Raw genomic sequence first — 22,289 nt, forward strand, 5'->3', positions numbered from 1 at the left:
ATTTGGCTGATCTGGATCGAATGCCGCTTTCCCGAGGCGGAACACGCCGGTTTGAATCCGGCCGTCCGGGCAGCGGTCCGTACCCTGGCCCCACGGCGAGCGCCGCACGGCACCGCCCCGTCATCGCTGGGCGGGCTGTGGCGTATAGCTGAGGATGATCATGCCGGTGCTGTGTGCCTCCGTGCCGTTCAGTGTGAACGCCGTCGGCAGCCCGTCGCGGTAGAGGAGTTCCGATGGCGCGGCCTTCCCCGACAGGACCGGGTGCAGCCAGATACGGAGTTCGTCGAGCAGGCCGTTGTCCAGCAGCAGTCGGGTGACCTGGCCGAATCCGTACTGGAGGATGTTCCCGCCGGGGCCCGCCTTGAGCTTGCGTACCTCGGCGGCGACATCACCGCTGATCACGCTGGTGTTCGTCCAGGCGGGGTCGCGCAGCGTCGTCGAGACGGCGTACTTCGGCATGCTGTTCATCCGGTCGGCGAACTCGTCCGCGCCGGCCCGCTGCGGCCAGGCGTCGGAGAACGCCTCGTACGTCTTCCGGCCCATGATCAGCGCATCGCTCCCGAAGAGCTGGGCGGTGGCGGCCTGCCGTGCCTCCTCGCCGAAATACGGGAAGTGCCAGTCCTGCATGTTGGTGATGTCGCCGTCGAGCGTCATATAGGTGGCGTTGATGATCTTCCGCATGGTCTCGTCCTCTGGTGGTGTGCAGTGGGCCGCCGAGGCGTTCTCGGACTGTTCGAAGAGATAGACGGCTGCGGCCGCCGATACTCATCGCTGGCTCTTCGTCAGCCGCGCGGACCTGCGGAAATATCCCTTACGGGGGCGAACGCCTGCTCGGATAGGGTGATGGGCGGTCGCGGAACGACGTGCGGCACGGGGGCAGGGGGCAGGGATTCATGGGGGCACGGGGGGCACCGGTGGCACAGGCGGATCGGGCCGGCGACGGCGGGCTCGGCGAGGACGAACTCGCCGCCTTCGACCGTACGGTCGCCCGGCTGCGGGAGCTGCCCGTCGACGACCCGGTGCGGTTGCGTGCGGAGCGGGTCGTCGGCTCGTTCCTGCGCGAGGGCCGGCTGACCCGTCGCAAGGCGCTCAAGCGGGAGCGGGCCATGGCCGACGCGGCGGCATTCGCCGCGACCGCGACCGGGGCGCTGGACCGGCGCGAGGACACCGCTCTGGACGAACGGGCCGGTAGAGGCGGCGAGTTGTCCCGCCCGCGTCGGTGCTATGTCTGCAAGTCGCTCTACCGGCAGATCGATTCCTTCTATCACCTGCTCTGTCCTGAGTGCGCCACCGACAACACCGCCCGCCGTTCGCTGTGCACGGATCTCACCGGGCGCCGCGTGCTGCTCACCGGGGGCCGGGTCAAGATCGGGTTCCAGCTGGCGCTGATGATGCTGCGCGACGGCGCGGAGCTGCTGGTCACCACCCGATTCCCGCGGGACACCCTGCGCCGGTTCCGGGCCGCGCCCGGCAGCGCGGGCTGGCTGGACCGGCTCACGGTCGTCGGCATCGACCTGCGCGACCCACGTCAGGTGCTCGGACTGTGCCAGGAACTGCGGGACGAGGGGCGGCCGCTCGACATCCTCGTGAACAACGCGGCGCAGACCGTACGCCGACCGCCGGAGTCGTACGCGCTGCTCGCGGCGGGGGAGCGCGGAGAGTTGGCGGGTGAGCGCGGCGAGTCGGAGGGGGAGAGCCGTGGCGAACTGCCGGTGTGTGTCCGGCGTGCTCCCGGGTTCCGTACCGATCTCGCGCTGACGGATCGCGCCGAGAACACCCAGCGTCGAACAACGCACGCGCTGGAACTCGTGCTGCCTGCGGCCACCCCCGATCTCGCCGCCGCCGTGGACGAGGCCGGGCTGCTGCCGGACGCCGCGCCCGTCAACTCCTGGTCGGCCCGGATCGGAGACCTCGACCCCGCCGAGCTGCTGGAGACCCAACTGGTCAACGCCCTCGCGCCCGCACTGCTCTGCGACCGGCTGCTGCCTCTGCTGCTCGCCTCGCCGCACCCCCGCCGTTACGTGGTCAATGTGACCGCCGTCGAGGGGCGGTTCACCGTGCGCAGGAAGACCGGTGGCCATCCGCACACCAATATGGCCAAGGCCGCCCTCAACATGCTCACCCGCACCAGCGGCTCCGAACTCGCCGCTCAGGGCGTCCACATGTGCAGCGTCGACACCGGCTGGATCACGGACGAGAACCCGCTGCCGACGAAGGCCCGGATCGCCGAGGCCGGCTTCCGTACCCCGCTGGACATCGTCGACGGCGCGGCCCGCGTCTATGACCCGATCGTGCGGGGCGAGGCGGGAGACCCGGTCGCCGGTGTCTTCCTCAAGGACTACCGGGAAGCGGAGTGGTGAGCGTGCCCCAGGCCCAGCCCCAGGCCCAGCCCCAGGCCCAGGCCAGGCCGGAGCGATAGCCCCGGCCGGAGCCCGAGCCGGAGATCGAGTGGCCCGTGGGTCCCGGCCCGGCCGCCCACCCCGGCCGTCCGCAGCGTGCACCGTACGGCCATGGCACCCACGTCACCGACGGTCCCCGTCTCACCGACGGCACCCCGTCACCGACCGCGCCCACGGAAGACGACCGCCGACGGCTCGGGGGCACCCCGCCTCACCCCCGGGGTATCAGCGCGAACGTCTCGATCCAGAACCGCTGGGCGTCGCTCGACGCGCCGACCAGGTACGTGGAGCGCAGCTTCGGCGGCAGCAGAGCCACCAGCCGGGCGACCACCTTGCGGTGCTTCTTCAGCTGGGACAACTCGGCGTTGGCCAGCACCTGGTGGACCACGTCGCTGTCGTTCGACCCCTCGCTGGACGCGGCCGCCGCCTTCCGGAGCCGCGCTTCCCAGGCATCGATGTCGTTGGCCAGCTCCCGCAGCCCGGTCACCGGACGTTCGTTGAGCCGGTCGATCAGGGCGGTCAGCGGCACCGGCGCATACTCGCCGTCACCCAGATAGACCGTACCCATCTCCAGCGGCAGCCCCCGCTGGTGGAGTTTGATCAGCCGCTCGATGGTGCGCTTGGTGATCCAGGCCCGGCCGTCCTCGTCGATGTCGTGCTTCCACCACTCCAGGACCGTCTCCGCGACCGCACCGTACTTCGCGATCAGCCATTCGTTGGCCGGGATGTCGCCGGGCGCGACCACCAGCGAGGCCGTGAAGCGGGTGGCCTGCGCGATGTTGTTCCGGGCGACCAGGAGCTTGCGGCCGAGGTGGTACGGCGGATTCTGCACCGCGATCTGCGCCCGCAGATTCTCGATCCGCCGCCCCGCCAGCGACCACTCCTGAGTGATCTCCATCAGCTTCGCGAACGCGGCCTTGTCCTTGGGCCGGTTGTACTCGTCCCACACGATCGCCTTCGGCTCCGGCCCGAGGAACGGCCCGGCCAGGAGGTTCTCCAGCGCACCGTCGGTGGTCGGAATCGGCGCGCACAGGTCCTCGACGTTGGTCACCGGCATGGAGAAGTACAGCGGCTCACGCCCGCCGAGGCCCTCACGGACCGTCTCCCGCACCAGCTCCGTCTTCCCGCACCCCGGCGGCCCCTGGAGCAGCACCGACCAGCGGTTGCGCAGCGCCGCGCGCACCACCGCGCGCACCGGATCGGGGATCGTGGTCGGGTTGTCGGCCCCTACCGCGGCCGCGATCCGGTCCAGCACCTCCGCCGTACGGTCCTTGCCGCGCTTGCCGTCGATCCGGGTCTCGACCAGTCGCAGCCGCTCCCCGTTGACCAGCGGAAGGCCCCAGCTCAGCGGGAATCCCTCGCGGGCGTTGGCAAGGATGTGGTCGATGGTGCGCGGCGAGAGCTGCTCGCGCAGCGCCGGGCTGAGGGTGGCCCAGGTGGTGAACACCTCGCGCAGGTTCCAGTCGCGGTACTTCGCGGCGAGCTCATGCCGCCAGGCCGTGTCATTGGCGGTGAGACGGGTCGTCACCATCCGGTCCAGCACGGCCAGATCGCTGCGCCGGGCGGCGGTCTCCGCCAGGGATTCGTTGTCCGTCAGGAAGACGCCGATGCAGCCCAGCGCCCGCAGGTCGAATTCGCCCAGCGTCCAGTTGCAGGCGATCTGCATCAGCTGCGACTGGATCGTGGCACCGGCCTGCAGCGAGTCGTCTATCAGCAGGACGAACGGCTTGCCCGGCCGGAGCTGGCTCATCACCAGCTGCCGCAGCACCAGTTCACCGGTCCTGGCGTCGCGTACCGGGGCGTTGGCGAGCAGATCGTCCGGCGTGAGATTGGCGGCCGGCACAAAGACCAGCTCGGCGTCGGGATACGCCTTGGGCAGATACGAGAAGAAGGTGGCCGTCTTGCCGATGCCGTGCTCGCCGAAGATCTGGCCGGTCTGCCCCATGTCGATCATCGCGTCGATGAACGACTCCAGCCGGGACACCCCCGTCCAGCCCTCGGGCGGCTCCGGGTATGTGGCGCTCGCCCGCCAGCCCTTCCTTGCGGCCGGGGTGACCGGCGCCGCGGAACCGGGCGTCGCGGCCGAAGCGGGCGTCGCGGTCGGCGTGGTCGTGCTCATCGGTCTCCTGTCGTCACTCGATGGCAGGCCATCGGCGTGCTGTGGTGGTCGGGCCAGTCGTCGCCGCCGGCGGTGATCAGCCAGATCCACTTGTCCGGCTCGGCGGGGGTGATGTGCGGGGCATAGCCGTCGGTGAGCATCACGACGGCGTCCGGTATCTCGTCGAAGTGCGCGCCATCGACGGCCGTGCGGCCCTCGACGTAATCGGCCACCGCCTGGAAGCTGGTGCCCCCGCCGCCGTACACCGGCTCACCGGGCCTGAAGGGCATCACCACTCCGTCGAACGACAGCCAGTGCGCCTCCACCCCGTCGATCGCGCCCACCAGCTCCGTCAGCCAGGACACCACCCCATCGGGCATGGAACCCGAGGTGTCATACGCGATGACCAGGACCTTCTCGCGCACCGGTCCGCGCCGCGACAGCATCGGATCGTGGCCCAGCGCGGCCAGCAGGGCACCGCGCTTCTTCGGATAGACCAGCCGCTCGCCCTCCCGCAACTTAGAGGCGAGGACATCGACGAGCCAGCGCTGCCACCAGTCGACCTTCCCCGTCCGCGCGGGCCGGCCGCGCAGCGCCCCCGCGCCCAGCCGCCCCCACACCCGGCTCGCATGCTCCGACGCCCCGTCCGAACGGTCCATCAGGTCGAGCAACTCCCGTTCCGCGCCCGGGTGTCCGCGCCGCGCGGCGAGCAGGGAATTGAGCAGTGCGGAGGAGGCCGTCTCGTCGATGGTCTGCTGGTCGCCCGCCAGCCCGGGATCGGTGAGATGTACACACGGCACGGCGGGAACCGGTGGTTGCCGCATCCTCCTGAGCTCGGCGAAGACGCTCATGTCCGTCTCGACGAAGTTGTCGTAGCCGAGCGGCTCCAGGCCCTGGTCCGTCAGATCGGCGACATAATCCGCGTAGATCTCGTGTGGATCCACACCCGCGGGCCGGCCGTCGATCAGCGGCAGCTCCGTACGCCCCAGCCGCACCAGGGCGACGTGGTTGATGGAGACCTCGGCGGCGATGGTGAAGACCGGGTCCTCGCGCAGATCGAGATCGGCGAACAGATGCCGGTGCACCAGATGCCGCGCCTCATGGAAGAGGACGAACTTCACCCCCTCCAGGCCCAGTTGGACGAAGAAGTCCGGGTTGTAGAGCAGCAGGCAGGTGCCGTCCCCCGAGGCCACCACGGCGGCCGTGCCGACCGCCGTCGTCGGGATCTGGTGATGGCACTTCGCATAGATCCACGACGCGACCACGGAGTCCGTCAACCCGAAATCCAGCAGCGCGGCCTCCTTGAGCCGCCGCGCCTCTTCCACCACACCCGGCTCCGCCGGCCGCCAACTCTCCAGCGCCCGCCGGTCGGTCAGCTCGACCACCGGCCGGTGCTGCGCCGCCCGTGCGTCCAAAGCCACGTCCCACCCCCGTTCTCAGCTGCTCCAATTCGTATCAGGAGCCACTGACAATTAAGCTTCCGGGCAAGGGGCGGGGTCGTATCGCAGAGGCAGTCGAGCCCGGTCTCCAAAACCGCGGAAGACGCTGGTTCGAATCCAGCCGCCCCGCCCCCCTCCGGCCCTGGACGCCGTCAGGCCGCGGTCGACGCGACCGCCCCCGCCGTCCTCGCCAGCTCCGGCAGCGTCCCGTCGAAGGTCGGCAGCAGCTGTGCGAACACCGCCCAGGCCTCCGTGTTCCCGCCCAACTCCGTCCGTACGAGCGGCCGCAGGGTCTCCAGCGCCTGCGCCAGCCGGTGCGGGAACGCCCAGCGGCCCACATCCAGGACACGCAGCACGTGCCGGGGTTGGGCGTGGCGCGAGACGAAATCCTCCGGGTCCTGCACGATGCCCGCCTGCGCCAGCCGTCTGCTGAACTTCGGGTGGGAGCCGAACTGTTCGCGCAGCGCGGGCGGGCAGTCGACCCGGACGGCGAGGTGCCAGCGGGCGTAGCCCGGCAGCGGCTCCGCGCGGTCCGCGGCGGCGACCGCCTCCCAGTCGCCGGGTGTCACCGTCATCGCCGCCGCCCGGCCGTGGCTCATCCGGCGGGCCCGGCGCAGCTCGCCGATGACGCCGTGCGGGCTGTCCGCCAGCCGGATGCGGGGCGGCTCATCGCTGGCGATGCTCTCGTGGACAGGGACAGGGACAGGGACAGGGACAGGGACAGGGACAGAGACAGGGACAGGTCCCGGATACGGCCCGAACGGAACGCCCCGAAGGATGTCCCGCCGGATGGCCGCGGTCGCCCGCTCCGACGCGTAGACCTCGCGATTGATGTCCGGGTCGTCGTATTCGAGCATCCACAGCATCACCGAGGCCGGTGTTCTCCGGTCGTTCAGAATCCCGCGCGCCTCGGACGGGACGACCGGCCGCCCCGCCCCGTCGTCCGCGGCGAGGCCGAGCCGGTCGCGTACCCGCTCGGCCTGCGCCGCGTCGATCAGCCCCGGCAACAGCGAGAGATGCTCCCGCTGCCGCCGGTCGCCGTCGTCCGGCATCAGCGCCCGCCCCGCTCCTTGCCCAGGAGCCCGGCACGCCGCAGAGCGTCGGCCATCGCGTCGTTGGCAGGCCCGGCATCGCGGCCGCCACGGCGGTCCCCGCCGCGCGGCGCTCCGCCGCCCTGCCGCTGCCGGGGTGCGCCGCCACGACCGCCCTCGCGCGGTCCGCCGCCGCTGCCGCCCCGGCGCTCGCCGCCCGCACTACCACGGCGCTCACCGCCGGCGCGCCGCTCGCCGCCGCCGGCCGAAGCGCCCTTGCCGTGCTCGTCGTCCAGCCGCAGCGTCAGCGAGATCCGCTTCCGCGGAATGTCCACATCGAGCACCTTGACCCGCACGATGTCGCCGGGCTTCACCACGTCCCGCGGGTCCTTGACGAACGTCTTCGACATCGCCGAGACATGGACCAGACCGTCCTGGTGGACGCCCACGTCCACGAACGCCCCGAAGGCGGCGACATTGGTCACCACACCCTCCAGGAGCATCCCCGGCTGCAGATCGCCGATCTTCTCCACGCCCTCCTTGAAGGTCGCGGTCTTGAAGACCGGACGCGGGTCCCGCCCCGGCTTCTCCAGCTCCTGGAGGATGTCGGTGACCGTCGGAAGACCGAACGATTCATCGACGAAATCCGCCGGCCGCAGCGCGCGCAGCGCCGTCGCATTGCCGATCAGCGAGCCGACCTCGTTGCCCGTGGACGCCACCATTCGGCGCACCACCGGGTACGCCTCCGGGTGCACGCTGGAGCCGTCCAGCGGGTCGTCGCCGCCGCGGATCCGCAGGAAGCCCGCGCACTGCTCGTACGCCTTCGGGCCGAGCCGTGCCACATCCTTGAGGGCCTTGCGGGAGCGGAACGGGCCGTTGCTGTCCCGGTGCGCGACGATGTTCTCCGCCAGGCCCGAGCCGATGCCCGACACCCGTGAAAGCAGTGGCGCGGACGCGGTGTTGACGTCCACACCGACACCGTTCACACAGTCCTCGACCACCGCGTCCAGGGAGCGCGACAGCTTCACCTCGGACAGATCGTGCTGGTACTGCCCGACCCCGATCGACTTCGGGTCGATCTTGACCAGCTCGGCCAGCGGGTCCTGGAGCCGGCGCGCGATGGACACCGCGCCGCGCAGCGACACATCCAGCTCGGGCAGCTCCTGCGAGGCGAACGCGGAGGCGGAGTACACCGAGGCGCCCGCCTCGGACACCATCACCTTCGTGAGGTTCAGCTCGGGCTGAGCGGCGATCAGATCGGCCGCCAGCTTGTCGGTCTCCCGGGAGGCGGTGCCGTTGCCGATCGCGATCAGCTCGACGTCGTGCTCGCGCGCCAACCGCGCCAGCGTGGCCAGCGACGCGTCCCACTTCTGCTGCGGCACATGCGGATAAATCGTTTCCGTGGCGGCCACCTTGCCCGTGGCGTCCACGACCGCGACCTTCACACCCGTACGGAAACCCGGGTCGAGGCCCATCGTCGCGCGCGTCCCGGCGGGCGCCGCCAGCAGCAGATCGCGCAGATTCGACGCGAAGACCCGCACCGCCTCATCCTCGGCGGCCTGCCGCAGCCGCAGCCGCAGATCGATCCCGAGGTGCACCTGCACCCGGGTGCGCCACGCCCAACGGACGGTGTCCTGGAGCCACTTGTCGGCCGGGCGGCCCCGGTCGGCGATGCCGAAGCGGTGCGCGATGGACCGCTCGTACGCACTGGGCCCCTCGGTCACCGCCGACGGGTCCTCCGGCTCCAGCGTGAGGTCGAGGACCTCCTCCTTCTCGCCGCGGAACAACGCCAGCACCCGGTGCGAGGGCAGCTCGGTGAAGGGCTCGGCGAAGTCGAAGTAGTCGGCGAACTTCGCGCCGGGCCCCTCTTTGCTGTCGCCCTTGCCCTCGCGCACCTTCGCCGCGACCCGTCCGCGCGACCACATCCGCTCGCGCAGCTCGCCGATGAGATCCGCGTCCTCGCCGAACCGCTCGGTCAGGATGGCCCGCGCACCCTCCAGGGCGGCGGCCGCATCGGCGACCCCCTTGTCGGCGTCCACGAACGCCGCAGCCGCAGCCGTAGGCTCCACCGACGGATCGCTCAGCAGACCCTCGGCCAGCGGCTCCAGGCCCGCCTCCCGCGCGATCTGCGCCTTGGTGCGCCGCTTGGGCTTGTACGGGAGGTAGATGTCCTCCAGCCGCGCCTTGGAGTCGGCGCCGCGGATCTGCGCCTCCAGGGCGGCGTCCAGCTTGCCCTGGGACCGTACGGATTCCAGGATCGCGGTCCGCCGCTCCTCCAGCTCCCGCAGATAGCGCAGCCGCTCCTCCAACGAGCGCAGCTGCGCATCGTCGAGCAGCTCGGTCGCTTCCTTGCGGTAGCGCGCGATGAACGGGACCGTCGAGCCGCCGTCGAGGAGCTCGACCGCGGCCTTCACCTGCCGCTCCTTGACGCCGAGCTCCCCGGCGATCCTCGCTTCGATGGACCCGAGGGTCCCGATGGGCTCAGTGGATGCCGTCACGTTGATCCTGACCCGCCTTCCAGCGCTTGCTTGAGCCTGCATTGTGCAGGTTGGCGGGCCGGACTGTCGCGCCGCCCAGCCGGGAGCGCCGGGGTGTGAGAAGCCGCACGCACACCCCGGCCGGCGACGCAGTGCTTCTCAGTCCTTGCCGAACAGCGCCGCGGGGAAGGCCCCCGCGTTCATGGCGGCCGTGGTGAACCCGGTCGCCAGCTCGGTGAGCCGGGCCACGCCGTCGGCGCCCAAGTGCTCGTACGGAGCCCGGTCCAGTCGGTCCGTCGTGGTCTCCAGGTCCTTGCGCAGCTGTGCGCCGGCCTCGGTCAACTCGCCCTCGGCGTCCAGGATGCCGCGGGTACGCAGCCGTTCCTGGGCCGCCGTCCAGTCCTCCTGCGACCAGCCGCGGGTCGTCATGACGCCGTGGTAGCTCATGCCGCGGCCGGTGGCGTGGTGGGAGACCAGCGCCTCCAGGCCGTCCAGTTCGGCGTCCAGCAGCGCCATCAGATGGCCGTCGCCGCGGTGTTCGCGCAGCAGTGTCGAGGCGTGCCAGTACGCGAGGTGCGGCGCGTCGGGCACCGGCAGATCGGCGTGCGCGGCGTACAGCGGCCGGGCGTGGCGGGTACAGCCCTCGACGGCGCGCAGCGCGAGCTTCGCCGCCTCCGCCATCTCCGGGGACTCCAGGGCTTCGTCACCGAGCAGCCGGCGCAGCGTCGCGTCGGCGGCGCGCAGCCGGGCCTCCAGGACGGCTTCGGGCGAGGCCACCGACCAGATGTGCGGGACGTGCCGCGCGATGAGCTCGTGGTTGAAGTTGTAGAAGGTCGCCGTGATGGTGCCGGGGCCCACCGCGCCCATGGCCGCGCCCCGTGCGGCGAAGTACGCGGCACTGCGGTTCTCCAGTCCGAGCTCGGCCAGCTCGGCGGGGAACTCGGGCGCGAAGTAGTGCGTGGAGTGGAACGGATTGATGACGTTGTGGCAGTGACGTCCCGCGGTCTCGGACAGTGCGCTCGTAGATGTCATGGCAGCAGGTTACCGACCGCTCGGTATGAGGCTAGGGGGAGGCCCCCTCCGGTGCGACCGATGGCAGTAAAGGTGGGTTATTCGTCATTGCTGTCATCACCGTGACTGCCCAGGATGGACGGTATGGAACAGCGCGATGTGCTGGTCGTCCTCTTCGACGGCCTCCAGAGCCTCGATGTGACGGGACCGGTCGAGGTCTTCACCGGTGCGAACGGCGGCCTGCCCGGCGCCTACCGCATCCGCACCGCGAGCCTGGACGGCGGCCCGGTCCGCACCTCCAGCGGCCTGACGCTCACCCCGGACCTCGCGCTCGCCGACGCCGCAGCGCCGCACACCCTCCTGGTGCCGGGCGGTGACGGCACTCGTCACCCCGACCCGCGGCTGATCGACTGGCTGCGGACGAACGCCCCCCGCGCCCGCCGGAAGGTCTCGGTGTGCAGCGGTGCGCTGCTCCTCGCCGAGGCCGGACTGCTGGACGGCCGCCGCGCGACGACCCACTGGGTGCTGTGCGACACGTTCGCCGAGCGCTACCCCGCCGTCCATGTCGACCCGGAGCCGATCTACGTACGGGACGGCGACCTGGCCACCTCAGCGGGCGTCACGGCCGGTATCGATCTCGCCCTGGCTCTGGTCGAGGAGGACCTGGGCCGGGACCTGGCGCTGTCCATCGCCCGCCAGCTCGTCGTCTTTCTGCGGCGGCCGGGCAATCAGACCCAGTTCAGCGCCCAGCTCGCCGCCCAGACCGCGGAGCGGCGGCCGCTGCGCGACGTCCAGCAGTGGATCACCGAGAACCCCGCGGCGGATCTGTCCGTCGACGCCCTCGCGGCCCGCGCGGGCCTCTCACCACGGCACTTCGCCCGCGCGTTCCGTGACGAGGTCGGTATGACCCCGGGGCGCTATGTCGACCGGGTACGGCTGGAGGCCGCCCGGCGGCGCCTGGAAGACACCGTCGACGGCATCGAGCAGGTGTCGCGCCACTGCGGCTATGGCACCCCCGAGGCGATGCGCCGCGCATTCGTCAAGGCTCTCGGTGCCGCCCCGGCCGAATACCGCCGCCGCTTCCAGCCGGCACTGCCTGCCCACCCGGGCGGCTGACCTGCACCGACCCGCTCTCCCCGTACCTCTCTTCGCACCACACGGCACGTCTCTCCGCATGACCGCCGTCATTCGACCGCCGGAATTCGACCACCGGTATTCGACCATCGAAAGGACCCCGCAATGCAGATCGCGATCCTCCTCTACGACCGCTTCACCACGCTGGACGCAGTGGGCCCGTACGAAACCCTGAGCCGCATCCCGGGCGCGGAGACCGTGTTCGTCGGCGAGCGCACCGGCCCGTACCGCAATGACAACGGCTCGCTCCGACTGGTCGCCGACGCCCCGCTGTCCGACGTCACCGCGCCGGACATCCTCGTCGTACCGGGCGGCCCCGGCCAGATCGCGCTCATGGAGGACGGCCCGCTGCACGAGTGGATCCGCGCCGTGGACGCCCACACCACCTGGACCACCTCGGTGTGCACCGGCTCCCTGATCCTGGGTGCCGCGGGCCTCCTCAAGGGCCGCCGGGCGACCTGTCACTGGCTCGCGCTGGACCAGCTGCCGGGGCTCGGCGCCGAGCCGACCGGGGAGCGGGTGGTCTTCGACGGCAAGTACGTGACGGCGGCGGGCGTCTCGTCCGGCATCGACATGGGGCTGACGCTGGCCGGCCGGATCGCCGGGGACATCGTGGCCCAGGCGATCCAGCTCGGCATCGAGTACGACCCGCAGCCGCCCTACGACGCGGGCTCCCCGGAGAAGGCCCCGGCCGAGGTCACCGCGATGATGCGGGAGCGCAGCCGGTTCTTGCTCACGGGGGAGGAGTAGCGGCCCGCGCCGGACGGACATCGGACAGACCCTAGCCCGCCGGCCAGGTGAAGCGCGGCGCCCTGCGCTCCAGGAAGGCGGCGGCACCCTCGGCGGTGTCGCCGCTCTCGCGCGCCTGCGCGGCCCAGTACGCGCCCCGCTCCTCGGCCTCCGCCGGCGGCACGTCCCACGTCCCGTTGGCCAGCTCCTTCGCCGCGGCCTGCGTCACCAGCGACCGGCTCGCCAGGACGGCCGTGAACTCCGCCACCCGCTTGGCCAGCTCGCCCTCGGGCAGCACTTCGTCCACCAGACCGGTGCGCAGGGCCCGCGCACAGTCGATCAACTCCCCTGAGAACAGCAGGTACTTGGCGGCCGAGGGCCCGACCAGCCGGACCAGTCGCCGGGTCGCGGACGCCGAATAGGCGATGGCCAGCTTCGCGGGCGTCACACCGAAGAGCGCGCCCTCCTCCGCGAACCGCAGATCGCAGGCGGCCGCCAACTGGGCGCCGCCGCCCACGCAGTAGCCGCGTATCGCAGCCAGCGTCGGCCTGGGAAAGGCCGCCAGCGCCTCCTCGGCCGCCACCGCCAGCCCCTGCGACTCGTCCGCCGCGTCCCGTAGCGACCCGATGTCCGCACCGGCGCAGAACGTCCCACCCTCGCCCGTCAGCACCAGGGACCGTACGGCACGGTCGCCGGCCAGCCGCTCCAGCAGCGGCGGCAGCTCCCGCCACATCTGCACGGTCATCGCGTTCCGCTTCTCGGGATTGCTGATCGTGACGGTCGCCGTGCCGTCGCTGACATGCGTCTTCAGAGCCGGTTCCATATCCCGGATATTAGGACGACCCACGTCCACCCGGCCGGATACGATCGACGGTCTGATGTCAGCAACCCTTGTCGCCAAAGATCTCGCCGCCGGCCACGGCGAGCGTGTCCTGTTCTCCGGCCTCGATCTGGTCGCCGCCCCCGGCGATGTGATCGGCCTCGTCGGCGCCAACGGCGCGGGCAAGTCCACCCTGCTGCGCCTGCTCGCCGGGCTGGACACTCCGGAGGAGGGCAAGCTCGCGCTCAGCCCGCCCACCGCCACCGTCGGCCACCTCCCGCAGGAGCCCGACCGCCGCCCCGGGGAGTCCGTACGGGCCTTTCTCGCCCGGCGCACGGGCGTGGCCGACGCCCAGCGTGCCCTGGACGCCGCCACCCAGGCGCTGGTCGACGAACGGCCCGGCGCGGACGACGCGTACGCCACCGCCCTGGAGCGCTGGCTCGCGCTGGGCGCCGCCGACCTCGACGAGCGCGCCGAGGAGACCGCCGCCCAGCTCGGCCTCACCATCGGCCTCGACCAGCCGATGACGTCCCTCTCCGGCGGCCAGGCCGCCCGCGCCTCGCTCGCCTCGCTGCTGCTCTCCCGCTACGACATCTTCCTGCTGGACGAGCCGACCAACGACCTCGACCTGGACGGCCTGCAACGGCTGGAGTCCTTTGTCACCGGGCTGCGCGCCGGCACGGTCCTGGTCAGCCACGACCGCGAGTTCCTGGCCCGTACGGTCAACCGCGTCGTTGAACTCGACCTCGCCCAGCAGCAGGTCAACACCTACGGCGGCGGCTACACCTCGTACCTGGAGGAGCGTGACCGGGCCCGGCGGCACGCGCGCGAACAGTACGAGGAGTACGCCGACACCAAAGCCGCCCTGGAGACCCGCGCGCACACCCAGCGCAACTGGATGGAGAAGGGCGTCAAGAACGCCCGTCGCAAGGCCCCCGACAACGACAAGATCGGCCGCAAGGCGCGGGTGGAGGCCACCGAGAAGCAGGCGGCCAAGGCCAAGCAGACCCAGCGCCTGATCGAGCGGCTCGATGCCGTCGAGGAGCCCCGCAAGGAGTGGGAGCTGCGGATGGAGATCGCTGCCGCGCCCCGCGCCGGCGCGGTCGTCGCCACCCTGCGCGGCGCCGAGGTGCGCCGCGGAGACTTCCGCTTCGGCCCGGTCGACCTCCAGATCGACTGGGCGGACCGGGTCGCCATCACCGGCCCCAACGGCTCCGGCAAGTCCACCCTGCTCGCCGCGCTCCTCGGCCGGCTTCCGCTGGACGCCGGGCAGGCCTCGCTCGGCCCCGGCGTGGTGGTCGGCGAGATCGACCAGGCGCGCGGCCAGCTTTTCGGTGAACACGGCCTGGGCGACGAACCGCTGATGGACGCCTTCCGGGCCTCCGTACCGGATCTGTCGCCCGCCGATGTCCGCACCCTGTTGGCCAAATTCGGCTTGAAGGCGGCGCATGTGCTGCGCCCGGCGCGCACGCTGTCACCGGGGGAGCGGACCCGTGCCGCGCTGGCTCTCCTCCAGGGCCGCGGGGTCAACCTCCTCGTCCTGGACGAGCCGACCAACCACCTCGACCTGCCGGCCATCGAACAGCTGGAGTCCGCGCTCGCCTCGTACACGGGCACCCTGCTGCTGGTCACGCACGACCGGCGGATGCTGGACGCGGTGCACACCACACGGCGCATCGAGGCGGACGGCGGACAGATCGCCGACCGGGCGGTGTAAGGGGAGCGGCGGAGGGGGCTTCGGCCCCCGCTGCGATTATCGATTTGGTCATGGGTCCGGCGGCCCGTAAGGTGGGGTTCACCGACGCGGGGTGGAGCAGCTCGGTAGCTCGCTGGGCTCATAACCCAGAGGTCGCAGGTTCAAATCCTGTCCCCGCTACTCAGATGGAACGGCAGGTCCGGTGCTCAGGCACCGGGCCTGTTTTCCTGTACGGATCTTGTGTGCGGTCCGCGGTCGCCGTTCTCCGGTGTCGCCCTTCGGGTTCGCGCTTCGATGCCGTACTTCGCCGTACCTCGCGCTGATCTGATGGCGCGTACCGTGCGGTGGCTGCTTGCGGGCAGACCGCGAGTAAGGAACAAAGCGCACGGATACGGTCGCCAGGCCGATCAATTCACTCAGAATCGGTCGTAAGGCGTCGATAGGTGCTGACTTGTGTTCAGCGGGCCGGTCCGGACCAGCGCATTCTCAACACTCGTCCTGTGAGGATGCCTTCCGGACCCCCCGCAGAACCCCCCGAGGAGCTGACCTCCCCGCTCGCGTACGAAGGCGTGTGGCGGTTCACCGCCCCGGCGCTGGAGTCGTCGGTGCCGCAGGCGCGCCACGCGGTCCGGGATCTGCTCGACGAACAGCGCGTGCCCGTCGCCGCCGACATCATGGACGGCCTGCTCCTGATCGTCTCCGAACTCGTCACCAACGCCGTGCGGCACGCCGCCCTGCTCTCGCCCCAGATCGCCGTCCAGCTCACCATCGGGGCGAACTGGCTGCGGGTCGCGGTCGAGGACAACCACCCGTACCGCCCGAAGGCGCTGGAGGCGGACCAGGGTGATGTCGGCGGCCGGGGCCTGTGGCTGGTCAAGACGCTCACCGCGGAGGTGGGCGGCAAGTGCGATGTCGAGCACACCGCCACCGGCGGCAAGGCCATCTGGGCCGAACTGCCGCTGGTCCCGCTCGCTACCAGCCCGCCGAATTCCCGGTGAGCTCGCGGACCGCCGGGCGCGCCGCGTCCAGCACGGTCATGAACCACGCGGAGAACGGCGCCTCGGCATGCCGCTCGGCCAGCTCGTCGGGCGTCACGAACGCGATCTCGCCGATCTCCTCCGGATCCGGTGCGGGCTCGGCCCGCACCAGCCCGACGAACAGGTGGTTGTACTCCTGCTCCACGAGGCCGGAGGCCGGGTCGGGGTGGTTGTAGCGCACCGTGCCGGCCTCGGCGAGCAGCGTGGGCGCCAGCCCCAGTTCCTCGGCGACGCGGCGGGCGGCGGCCGCGAACGGCGTTTCGCCCGGGTACGGGTGGCCGCAGCAGGTGTTGGACCACACACCGGGGGAGTGGTACTTCGACAGCGCCCGGCGTTGCAGCAGCAGCCGGCCCTTCTCGTCGAAGAGGAAGACCGAGAACGCCCGGTGCAGCTGCCCGGGGGGCTGATGCGCGGCGAGCTTCTCCGCGGTGCCGATCGTCGTGCCGTCCTCGTCGACCAGCTCCAGCATGATCGGTTCGGCGGAGCCGTCCCGTGAGCTCACCGCCGAGATCCCGGCGGTCTGTCCGTTGGCAGGTGTGATCGGCATGCCCATCCTTGTCGTCGGTCTACGACGCCAAGTCTGCCCTAGCCACGCGCGCATAAGTCGCAGAGTGGTGCCGTGCGGGTGCGCGGCGCCGGCGTGTTCGAATGCGAAACGATCACGCGGTCGGGCGACGGACAGCACAGCACCGGCCGTCCCGCACGGTGCGTCCGGCCCGTGAGATGGTCCACACCACTTCCCGCCGCCCGCCCGGCCACCCCGTGCCGACACGGGGCAGCGACCACCGGCTCCGCACCCGGCATGGATCTCGCCACATCCGCCCCGGCACAACCCGCCCACCCATGACCAGCCCTCTCATAACCGGCACCGGATCGGGCATCGCGGCCGGACGCCAGTTGTTCCCGCCCCACCCGATCCACCATGATGATCGCGGCAGGCGCAGCCGTCGGTCACTCGATCGTGCGGTGAATGCGCGGTGAACGGCCGCATCCGGCGATCCGATAACCTCTGCCGACGTGCCACCCAGCCCCGCCGGGCCCGAGGTGTGCCACGCCCGCTGCCCGGGTAGTCCGTATCGAATGCGGACGCACCGGAGCTGCCTTGTCAGCATTCAAGGAGTGAGTTCGTCTGTCGACCGCCATCCTCACCGGTCCGCCGGTAGCCGGGTCGCCGCTCGAAGGCGACCTGCGCACGCTGGGCTTCGACGTCCGTACGGCGAGTGACCCGGCGTCCGTCGCCGAGCTGATCGCCGCGGTGCCCGCGCAGGAGCGGGTGGCCGTGGTGGACCCCCGTTTCGTCGGCCATCTGCATGCCCTGCGGCTGGCACTGACCGACCCGCGCTTCCCGGCCGCGGCCGTGCCGGGCGCGCTCACCGCGCAGCCCGAGGCGCGCTCCGCGCTTGCCCGTGCGGCCGCGCGGATCCCGGTCGGCGCCGGTACCGCCCACCTCACGGACGTCCTGACCGGCACGCTGACCGAGTCCCTCGACGGTGAGGACATCGGTCTGCACCGGGTCGAGCTCGGCAGCCTGGTCGCGACCGTCGCGCTCACCCCCGCGCAGCGCGAGGACGCCCAGGAGGACGTCGCGGCCGTCGACGACGAGGCCGTACGGCTGCGCACCGCCGTGAAGTCCCGCGACGGCTTCTTCACGACGTACTGCATCAGCCCGTACTCCCGCTACCTCGCCCGCTGGTGCGCGCGCCGCGGGCTCACCCCCAACCAGGTCACGACCGCGTCCCTGCTCACCGCGCTGATCGCGGCGGGCTGCGCGGCCACCGGCAGCCGGGGCGGCTTCATCGCCGCCGGCGTCCTGCTGCTGTTCTCGTTCGTCCTGGACTGCACCGACGGGCAGCTCGCGCGCTACTCCTTGCAGTACTCGACGATGGGCGCCTGGCTGGACGCCACCTTCGACCGGGCCAAGGAATACGCGTACTACGCAGGGCTCGCCCTGGGCGCGGCCCGCGGCGGTGACGACGTATGGGCGCTGGCGCTCGGCGCGATGGTGCTCCAGACCTGCCGCCATATCGTCGACTTCTCCTTCAACGAGGCGAATCACGACGCCACTGGCAACACCAGCCCCACCGCGGCGCTCTCCGACAAGCTCGACAGCGTCGGCTGGACGGTCTGGGTACGCCGGATGATCGTGCTGCCCATCGGTGAACGCTGGGCCATGATCGCGGTCCTCACCGCGCTCACCACCCCGCGCATCGTCTTCTACGCCCTGCTCATCGGCTGCGCGCTGGCCGCCTGCTACACCACGGCCGGCCGGGTGCTGCGCTCGCTGACCCGCCGGGCGCGCCGTACCGACCGGGCCGCGCAGGCGCTGGCGGACCTGGCCGACTCCGGGCCGCTCGCCGAGCTCTTCGCCGAGGGCCCGGCATCGCGCGGAAACATGACCGCCCCCTTGATGGCGCTGGCGGGTGTGGCCTTCCTCATGGCCCAGCTGGCGTGGAAGGAAGGCGGCAGTTGGTGGCCCGTGCTCGGCGCGGCCGTCTACGCGGCCTTCTCCGGCGCCGCCGTCGCCCGTGCCCTCAAGGGCCCCCTCGACTGGCTGGTGCCGCCCCTCTTCCGGGTCGGCGAATACGTCACGATCCTGGTCCTGGCGGCCCGGTCGGACGCGCAGGGAGCGCTTCCTGCCGCGTTCGGGCTGGTCGCGGCGGTCGCCTACCATCACTACGACACGGTCTACCGCATCCGCGGTGGCACCGGAGCCCCTCCGCGGTGGCTGGTCCGGGCGACCGGCGGGCATGAAGGACGGATCCTCGTGGTCACGGTCCTCGCCGCCCTGTTGTCCCCCACAGGTTTCACAATCGCGCTGACGGCCCTTGCTGTGGTCCTGGCGCTGCTGGTGCTCATCGAGAGCATCCGCTTCTGGGTGACCGCCCATAAACGTGGTGCACCCGCCGTACACGATGAAGGAGAACCCGCATGATCGGCCTCGTGCTGGCAGCCGGCGCTGGACGGCGTCTGCGCCCCTACACCGACACCCTGCCCAAGGCTCTGGTGCCGGTCGACGGCGACACGACCATCCTGGACCTGACCCTCGGGAACTTCGCCGAGATCGGCCTGACCGAGGTCGCGATCATCGTCGGTTACCGCAAGGAAGCCGTGTACGAGCGCAAGGAGGCCCTGGAGCAGAAGTACGGCCTCAAGCTCACGCTGATCGACAACGACAAGGCCGAGGAGTGGAATAACGCCTACTCCCTGTGGTGCGGCCGTGACTCGATCAAGCACACCGTGATCCTCGCCAACGGCGACACCGTGCACCCGGTCTCCGTCGAGAAGACGCTGCTCGCCGCCCGCGGCAACGGCCAGAAGATCATCCTTGCGCTGGACACCGTCAAGCAGCTGGCCGACGAGGAGATGAAGGTCATCGTGGACCCCGCCAAGGGCGTCCAGAAGATCACCAAGCTGATGGACCCGGCCGAGGCGACCGGTGAGTACATCGGCGTGACCCTCATCGAGGGCGAGGCCGCCGAAGAGCTGGCCGACGCCCTGAAGACCACCTTCGAGCGGGACCCCGACCTCTACTACGAGGACGGCTACCAGGAGCTCGTCAACCGCGGCTTCAAGGTGGACGTGGCCCCGATCGGCGACGTCAAGTGGGTCGAGATCGACAACCACGACGACCTCGCGAAGGGCCGTGAGATCGCATGCCAGTACTGACCCGCCTCATCCCGTCCCCGGTCGTCGTTGACATCAACGCCGGCGCCCTGGACGACCTGGCGGGCCTGCTGGCCGATCAGCGCATCTCGGCTTCCGGCAAGCTCGCCATCGCGATCAGCGGTGGCTCCGGGGCACGGCTGCGCGAGCGGCTGGCCCCGGCGCTGCCCGGCGCCGAGTGGTACGAGGTCGGCGGCGGAACCCTGGACGACGCGATCAAGCTCGCCGATGCCATGAAGAAGGGGCACTACGACGCGGTCGTGGGCCTCGGCGGCGGCAAGATCATCGACTGCGCGAAGTTCGCCGCCGCCCGCATCGGCCTGCCGCTGGTCGCCGTCGCGACGAACCTGTCGCACGACGGCCTGTGCTCGCCGGTCGCCACCCTCGACAACGACGCGGGTCGCGGCTCCTACGGTGTGCCGAACCCGATCGCCGTGGTGATCGACCTCGACATCATCCGCGAGGCCCCGGTCCGCTTCGTCCGCTCCGGTATCGGCGACGCGATCTCCAACATCTCCGCGGTCGCGGACTGGGAGCTCTCGCACCGCGAGACCGGGGAGAACATCGACGGGCTGGCGGCCGCCATGGCGCGCCAGGCCGGCGAGGCCGTGCTGCGCCACCCCGGTGGCGTCGGCGACGACAACTTCCTCCAGGTGCTGGCCGAGGGCCTGGTCCTCACCGGTATCTCGATGTCGGTCGCGGGCGACAGCCGGCCGGCCTCCGGGGCCTGCCACGAGATCAACCACGCCTTCGACATCCTCTTCCCCAAGCGGGCGGCGAGCCATGGCGAGCAGTGCGGCCTGGGTGCCGCGTTCGCCACGTTCCTGCGCGGGGACAAGGAGACGTCCGCGCTGATGGTCGAGGTGCTCCAGCGGCACGGTCTGCCGGTCACGCCGGGTGAGATCGGCTTCACGGACGAGGAGTTCGTCCAGGTCGTCGAGTTCGCCCCGAAGACCCGCCCCGGCCGTTACACGATCCTGGAGCACCTGGACCTGTCCACCGACGAGATCAGGGACGCATACGCCGACTATGCCAAAACCATCAGTAGCTGAACTCCGCCCGGTCGTTCACCCCCCGGGTGTGAAGGACCGGCGGAGCGGTGAGCACTGGGCCGGCCGTCTGTACATGCGGGAAATCTCGCTGCGCTGCGACAGGTACCTGGTGAACACCAGGATCACGCCCAACCAGCTCACGTATCTGATGACCGTGGCCGGTGTCCTGGCCGCCCCGGCCCTGCTGGTGCCGGGGATCCCGGGCGCCGTGCTCGGCGTGGTGATGGTCCAGCTCTACCTGCTGCTCGACTGCGTCGACGGCGAGATCGCCCGCTGGCGGAAGCAGTTCTCGCTCGGCGGCGTGTACCTGGACCGCGTCGGCGCCTATCTGTGCGATGCCGCGGTCCTGGTCGGCTTCGGGTTGCGCGCGGCCGACCTGTGGGGCTCCGGGCGGATCGACTGGCTGTGGGCCTTCCTCGGCACCCTCGCCGCCCTCGGCGCCATCCTGATCAAGGCCGAGACCGACCTCGTCGGTGTCGCCCGTCACCAGGGCGGGCTGCCGCCGGTCAAGGAGGCGGCGGCCGAGCCGCGCTCGTCCGGTATGGCACTGGCCCGCAAGGCCGCCGCGGCGCTGAAGTTCCATCGGCTGGTCCTCGGGGTCGAGGCGTCGCTGCTGATCCTGGTCCTGGCGATCCTCGACACGGTCAGGGGCGACCTGTTCTTCTCGCGCCTCGGTGTCGCCGTGCTGGCCGGGATCGCCCTGCTGCAGACCCTGCTCCACCTCGTGTCCATCCTCGCCTCCAGCAGGCTCAAGTAATGGGGGCGTCCCGAATGCGGCTCGGTGCGGTTGTCCTGACCATGGGCAACCGCCCCGAGGAGCTGCGCGCGCTGCTGGACTCGGTCGCCAAGCAGGACGGCGACCCGGTCGAGATCGTGGTCGTCGGCAACGGTTCGCCGCTGCCCGAGCTCCCTGAGGGCGTACGGACCGTCGAGCTGCCGGAGAACGTCGGCATCCCGGCGGGCCGCAACGTCGGCATCGAGGCGTTCGGGCCCGGTGGCAGCGACGTTGATGTGCTGCTCTTCCTCGACGACGATGGGCTGCTGTCCAGGGAGGACACCGCCGAGCTGTGCCGGGCGGCCTTCGAGAAGGACCCGGAGCTCGGCATCATCAGCTTCCGCATCGCCGACCCGGACACCGGCGAGACCCAGCGCCGGCACGTCCCGCGGCTGCGCGCCGCCGACCCCATGCGGTCCTCCCGGGTCACCACCTTCCTCGGCGGTGCCAATGCCGTCCGTACGAAGGTGTTCCAGGAGATCGGCGGGCTGCCGGACGACTTCTTCTACGCCCATGAGGAGACGGACCTGGCCTGGCGGGCCCTGGACGCGGGGTGGCTGATCGACTACCGGTCGGACATGCTGCTGCTCCACCCGACCATGGCCCCCAGCCGGCACGCGGTCTACCACCGGATGGTGGCCCGTAACCGTGTGTGGCTGGCCCGCCGCAACCTCCCGGCCGTACTGGTTCCGGTCTATCTCGGTGTCTGGTTCCTGCTCACGCTGGCCCGGCGCCCCTCCTGGGCCGCGCTGCGGGTCTGGCTGGCGGGCTTCAAAGAGGGCTGGACGACCCCGTGCGGTCCCAGGCGTCCCATGAAGTGGGCTACGGTTTGGCGACTGACCCGATTGGGTCGCCCTCCCGTCATCTGACAAGCTCGTATCTGAGAGCATCAGCCGCGAGCCGGGGCGTGGCCCCGGCAGCGCACCTT

18 protein-coding genes and 2 tRNA genes are annotated in these 22,289 nt (G+C 71.0%); 12 read left to right on the forward strand and 8 right to left on the reverse strand.

Annotation, left to right across the window (positions count from 1 at the left end; translation table 11 throughout):
- Window positions 1-120: 120 nt before the first annotated feature.
- Entirely contained in the window at window positions 121-681 is a 561-nt protein-coding gene (locus AB0I10_RS04120) for a dihydrofolate reductase family protein (RefSeq protein WP_363150706.1), read from the reverse strand.
- Between the two features lie 233 nt (window positions 682-914).
- Here AB0I10_RS04120 and AB0I10_RS04125 point away from each other — a divergent pair, with 233 nt between their 5' ends.
- The gene (locus tag AB0I10_RS04125; protein ID WP_363150707.1) at window positions 915-2,360 is read left to right on the forward strand and encodes an SDR family NAD(P)-dependent oxidoreductase; all 1,446 of its coding nucleotides are present in this window, start codon (window positions 915-917) and stop codon (window positions 2,358-2,360) included.
- A gap of 250 nt (window positions 2,361-2,610) precedes the next feature.
- Here the strand turns inward: AB0I10_RS04125 and AB0I10_RS04130 are convergent, their stop codons facing one another.
- Both AB0I10_RS04130 and AB0I10_RS04135 read right to left on the reverse strand, forming a co-directional pair.
- Window positions 2,611-4,518, reverse strand: a complete 1,908-nt coding sequence (locus tag AB0I10_RS04130; RefSeq protein ID WP_363150708.1) for an AAA family ATPase — start codon at window positions 4,516-4,518, stop codon at window positions 2,611-2,613.
- Window positions 4,515-5,912, reverse strand: coding sequence for a hypothetical protein (locus AB0I10_RS04135; RefSeq protein WP_363150841.1), 1,398 nt, complete (start codon window positions 5,910-5,912; stop codon window positions 4,515-4,517). The genes AB0I10_RS04130 and AB0I10_RS04135 overlap by 4 nt, the downstream gene beginning before the upstream one ends.
- Before the next feature lie 76 nt (window positions 5,913-5,988).
- Here AB0I10_RS04135 and AB0I10_RS04140 point away from each other — a divergent pair.
- Window positions 5,989-6,067, forward strand: a tRNA-Trp gene (locus AB0I10_RS04140).
- A 21-nt stretch (window positions 6,068-6,088) separates the two neighbouring features.
- Here AB0I10_RS04140 and AB0I10_RS04145 read toward each other — a convergent pair.
- The 3 genes from AB0I10_RS04145 to AB0I10_RS04155 all read right to left on the reverse strand — a co-directional run bounded on the left by AB0I10_RS04145 (window position 6,089) and on the right by AB0I10_RS04155 (window position 10,476).
- Window positions 6,089-6,988, reverse strand: coding sequence for a hypothetical protein (locus tag AB0I10_RS04145; protein WP_363150709.1), 900 nt, complete (start codon window positions 6,986-6,988; stop codon window positions 6,089-6,091).
- The gene (locus tag AB0I10_RS04150; protein WP_363150710.1) at window positions 6,988-9,465 is read right to left on the reverse strand and encodes a Tex family protein; all 2,478 of its coding nucleotides are present in this window, start codon (window positions 9,463-9,465) and stop codon (window positions 6,988-6,990) included. Before AB0I10_RS04150 ends, AB0I10_RS04145 begins: the two co-directional genes overlap by 1 nt.
- A 138-nt stretch (window positions 9,466-9,603) precedes the next feature.
- Window positions 9,604-10,476 (reverse strand): hypothetical protein, encoded by an 873-nt coding sequence (locus AB0I10_RS04155; RefSeq protein WP_363150711.1) that lies wholly within the window; start codon window positions 10,474-10,476, stop codon window positions 9,604-9,606.
- A 123-nt stretch (window positions 10,477-10,599) separates the two neighbouring features.
- Between AB0I10_RS04155 and AB0I10_RS04160 the strand changes: the two genes are divergently transcribed.
- Complete coding sequence (locus AB0I10_RS04160) at window positions 10,600-11,571, forward strand: DJ-1/PfpI family protein (RefSeq protein WP_363150712.1); 972 nt, start codon at window positions 10,600-10,602, stop codon at window positions 11,569-11,571.
- Window positions 11,572-11,694: 123 nt separating this feature from the next.
- Window positions 11,695-12,339 carry a DJ-1/PfpI family protein gene (locus AB0I10_RS04165; RefSeq protein WP_363150713.1) on the forward strand — a complete coding sequence of 215 codons (645 nt, stop codon included), beginning with the start codon at window positions 11,695-11,697 and terminating at the stop codon, window positions 12,337-12,339.
- A 31-nt stretch (window positions 12,340-12,370) separates the two neighbouring features.
- Here AB0I10_RS04165 and AB0I10_RS04170 read toward each other — a convergent pair whose 3' ends face one another.
- The gene (locus AB0I10_RS04170) at window positions 12,371-13,141 is read right to left on the reverse strand and encodes an enoyl-CoA hydratase-related protein (RefSeq protein ID WP_363150714.1); all 771 of its coding nucleotides are present in this window, start codon (window positions 13,139-13,141) and stop codon (window positions 12,371-12,373) included.
- Window positions 13,142-13,196: 55 nt separating this feature from the next.
- Here AB0I10_RS04170 and AB0I10_RS04175 point away from each other — a divergent pair, with 55 nt between their 5' ends.
- From AB0I10_RS04175 to AB0I10_RS04185, 3 genes are all read left to right on the forward strand, one after another.
- Entirely contained in the window at window positions 13,197-14,855 is a 1,659-nt protein-coding gene (locus AB0I10_RS04175; protein WP_363150715.1) for an ABC-F family ATP-binding cassette domain-containing protein, read from the forward strand.
- 85 nt (window positions 14,856-14,940) lie between these two features.
- Window positions 14,941-15,014 (forward strand) — tRNA-Met (locus AB0I10_RS04180).
- A gap of 326 nt (window positions 15,015-15,340) precedes the next feature.
- Window positions 15,341-15,832, forward strand: coding sequence for an ATP-binding protein (locus AB0I10_RS04185; protein WP_363150716.1), 492 nt, complete (start codon window positions 15,341-15,343; stop codon window positions 15,830-15,832).
- On the opposite strand, the gene idi is transcribed toward AB0I10_RS04185, so the two are convergent.
- Complete coding sequence (gene idi / locus AB0I10_RS04190; RefSeq protein ID WP_363150717.1) at window positions 15,807-16,418, reverse strand: isopentenyl-diphosphate Delta-isomerase; 612 nt, start codon at window positions 16,416-16,418, stop codon at window positions 15,807-15,809. The genes AB0I10_RS04185 and idi overlap by 26 nt on opposite strands.
- A 582-nt stretch (window positions 16,419-17,000) precedes the next feature.
- On the opposite strand from idi, the gene AB0I10_RS04195 reads away from it, so the two are divergent.
- Genes AB0I10_RS04195 through AB0I10_RS04215 form a run of 5 tightly spaced genes read left to right on the forward strand, consistent with a single transcriptional unit; the run spans window position 17,001 to window position 22,230 of the window.
- Entirely contained in the window at window positions 17,001-18,803 is a 1,803-nt protein-coding gene (locus AB0I10_RS04195) for a DUF5941 domain-containing protein (RefSeq protein WP_363150842.1), read from the forward strand.
- Window positions 18,800-19,537 carry a phosphocholine cytidylyltransferase family protein gene (locus AB0I10_RS04200; RefSeq protein WP_363150718.1) on the forward strand — a complete coding sequence of 246 codons (738 nt, stop codon included), beginning with the start codon at window positions 18,800-18,802 and terminating at the stop codon, window positions 19,535-19,537. The genes AB0I10_RS04195 and AB0I10_RS04200 overlap by 4 nt, the downstream gene beginning before the upstream one ends.
- Window positions 19,525-20,586, forward strand: a complete 1,062-nt coding sequence (locus tag AB0I10_RS04205; RefSeq protein WP_363150719.1) for an iron-containing alcohol dehydrogenase family protein — start codon at window positions 19,525-19,527, stop codon at window positions 20,584-20,586. Before AB0I10_RS04200 ends, AB0I10_RS04205 begins: the two co-directional genes overlap by 13 nt.
- Window positions 20,564-21,343: a CDP-alcohol phosphatidyltransferase family protein gene (locus tag AB0I10_RS04210; RefSeq protein WP_363150720.1), complete on the forward strand. Its 780-nt coding sequence runs from the start codon at window positions 20,564-20,566 to the stop codon at window positions 21,341-21,343. The genes AB0I10_RS04205 and AB0I10_RS04210 overlap by 23 nt, the downstream gene beginning before the upstream one ends.
- A 14-nt stretch (window positions 21,344-21,357) precedes the next feature.
- Window positions 21,358-22,230, forward strand: a complete 873-nt coding sequence (locus AB0I10_RS04215; RefSeq protein ID WP_363150843.1) for a glycosyltransferase — start codon at window positions 21,358-21,360, stop codon at window positions 22,228-22,230.
- Window positions 22,231-22,289: the final 59 nt, after the last annotated feature.

This window comes from Streptomyces sp. NPDC050636, assembly GCF_040654775.1.
Classification (GTDB): domain Bacteria; phylum Actinomycetota; class Actinomycetes; order Streptomycetales; family Streptomycetaceae; genus Streptomyces.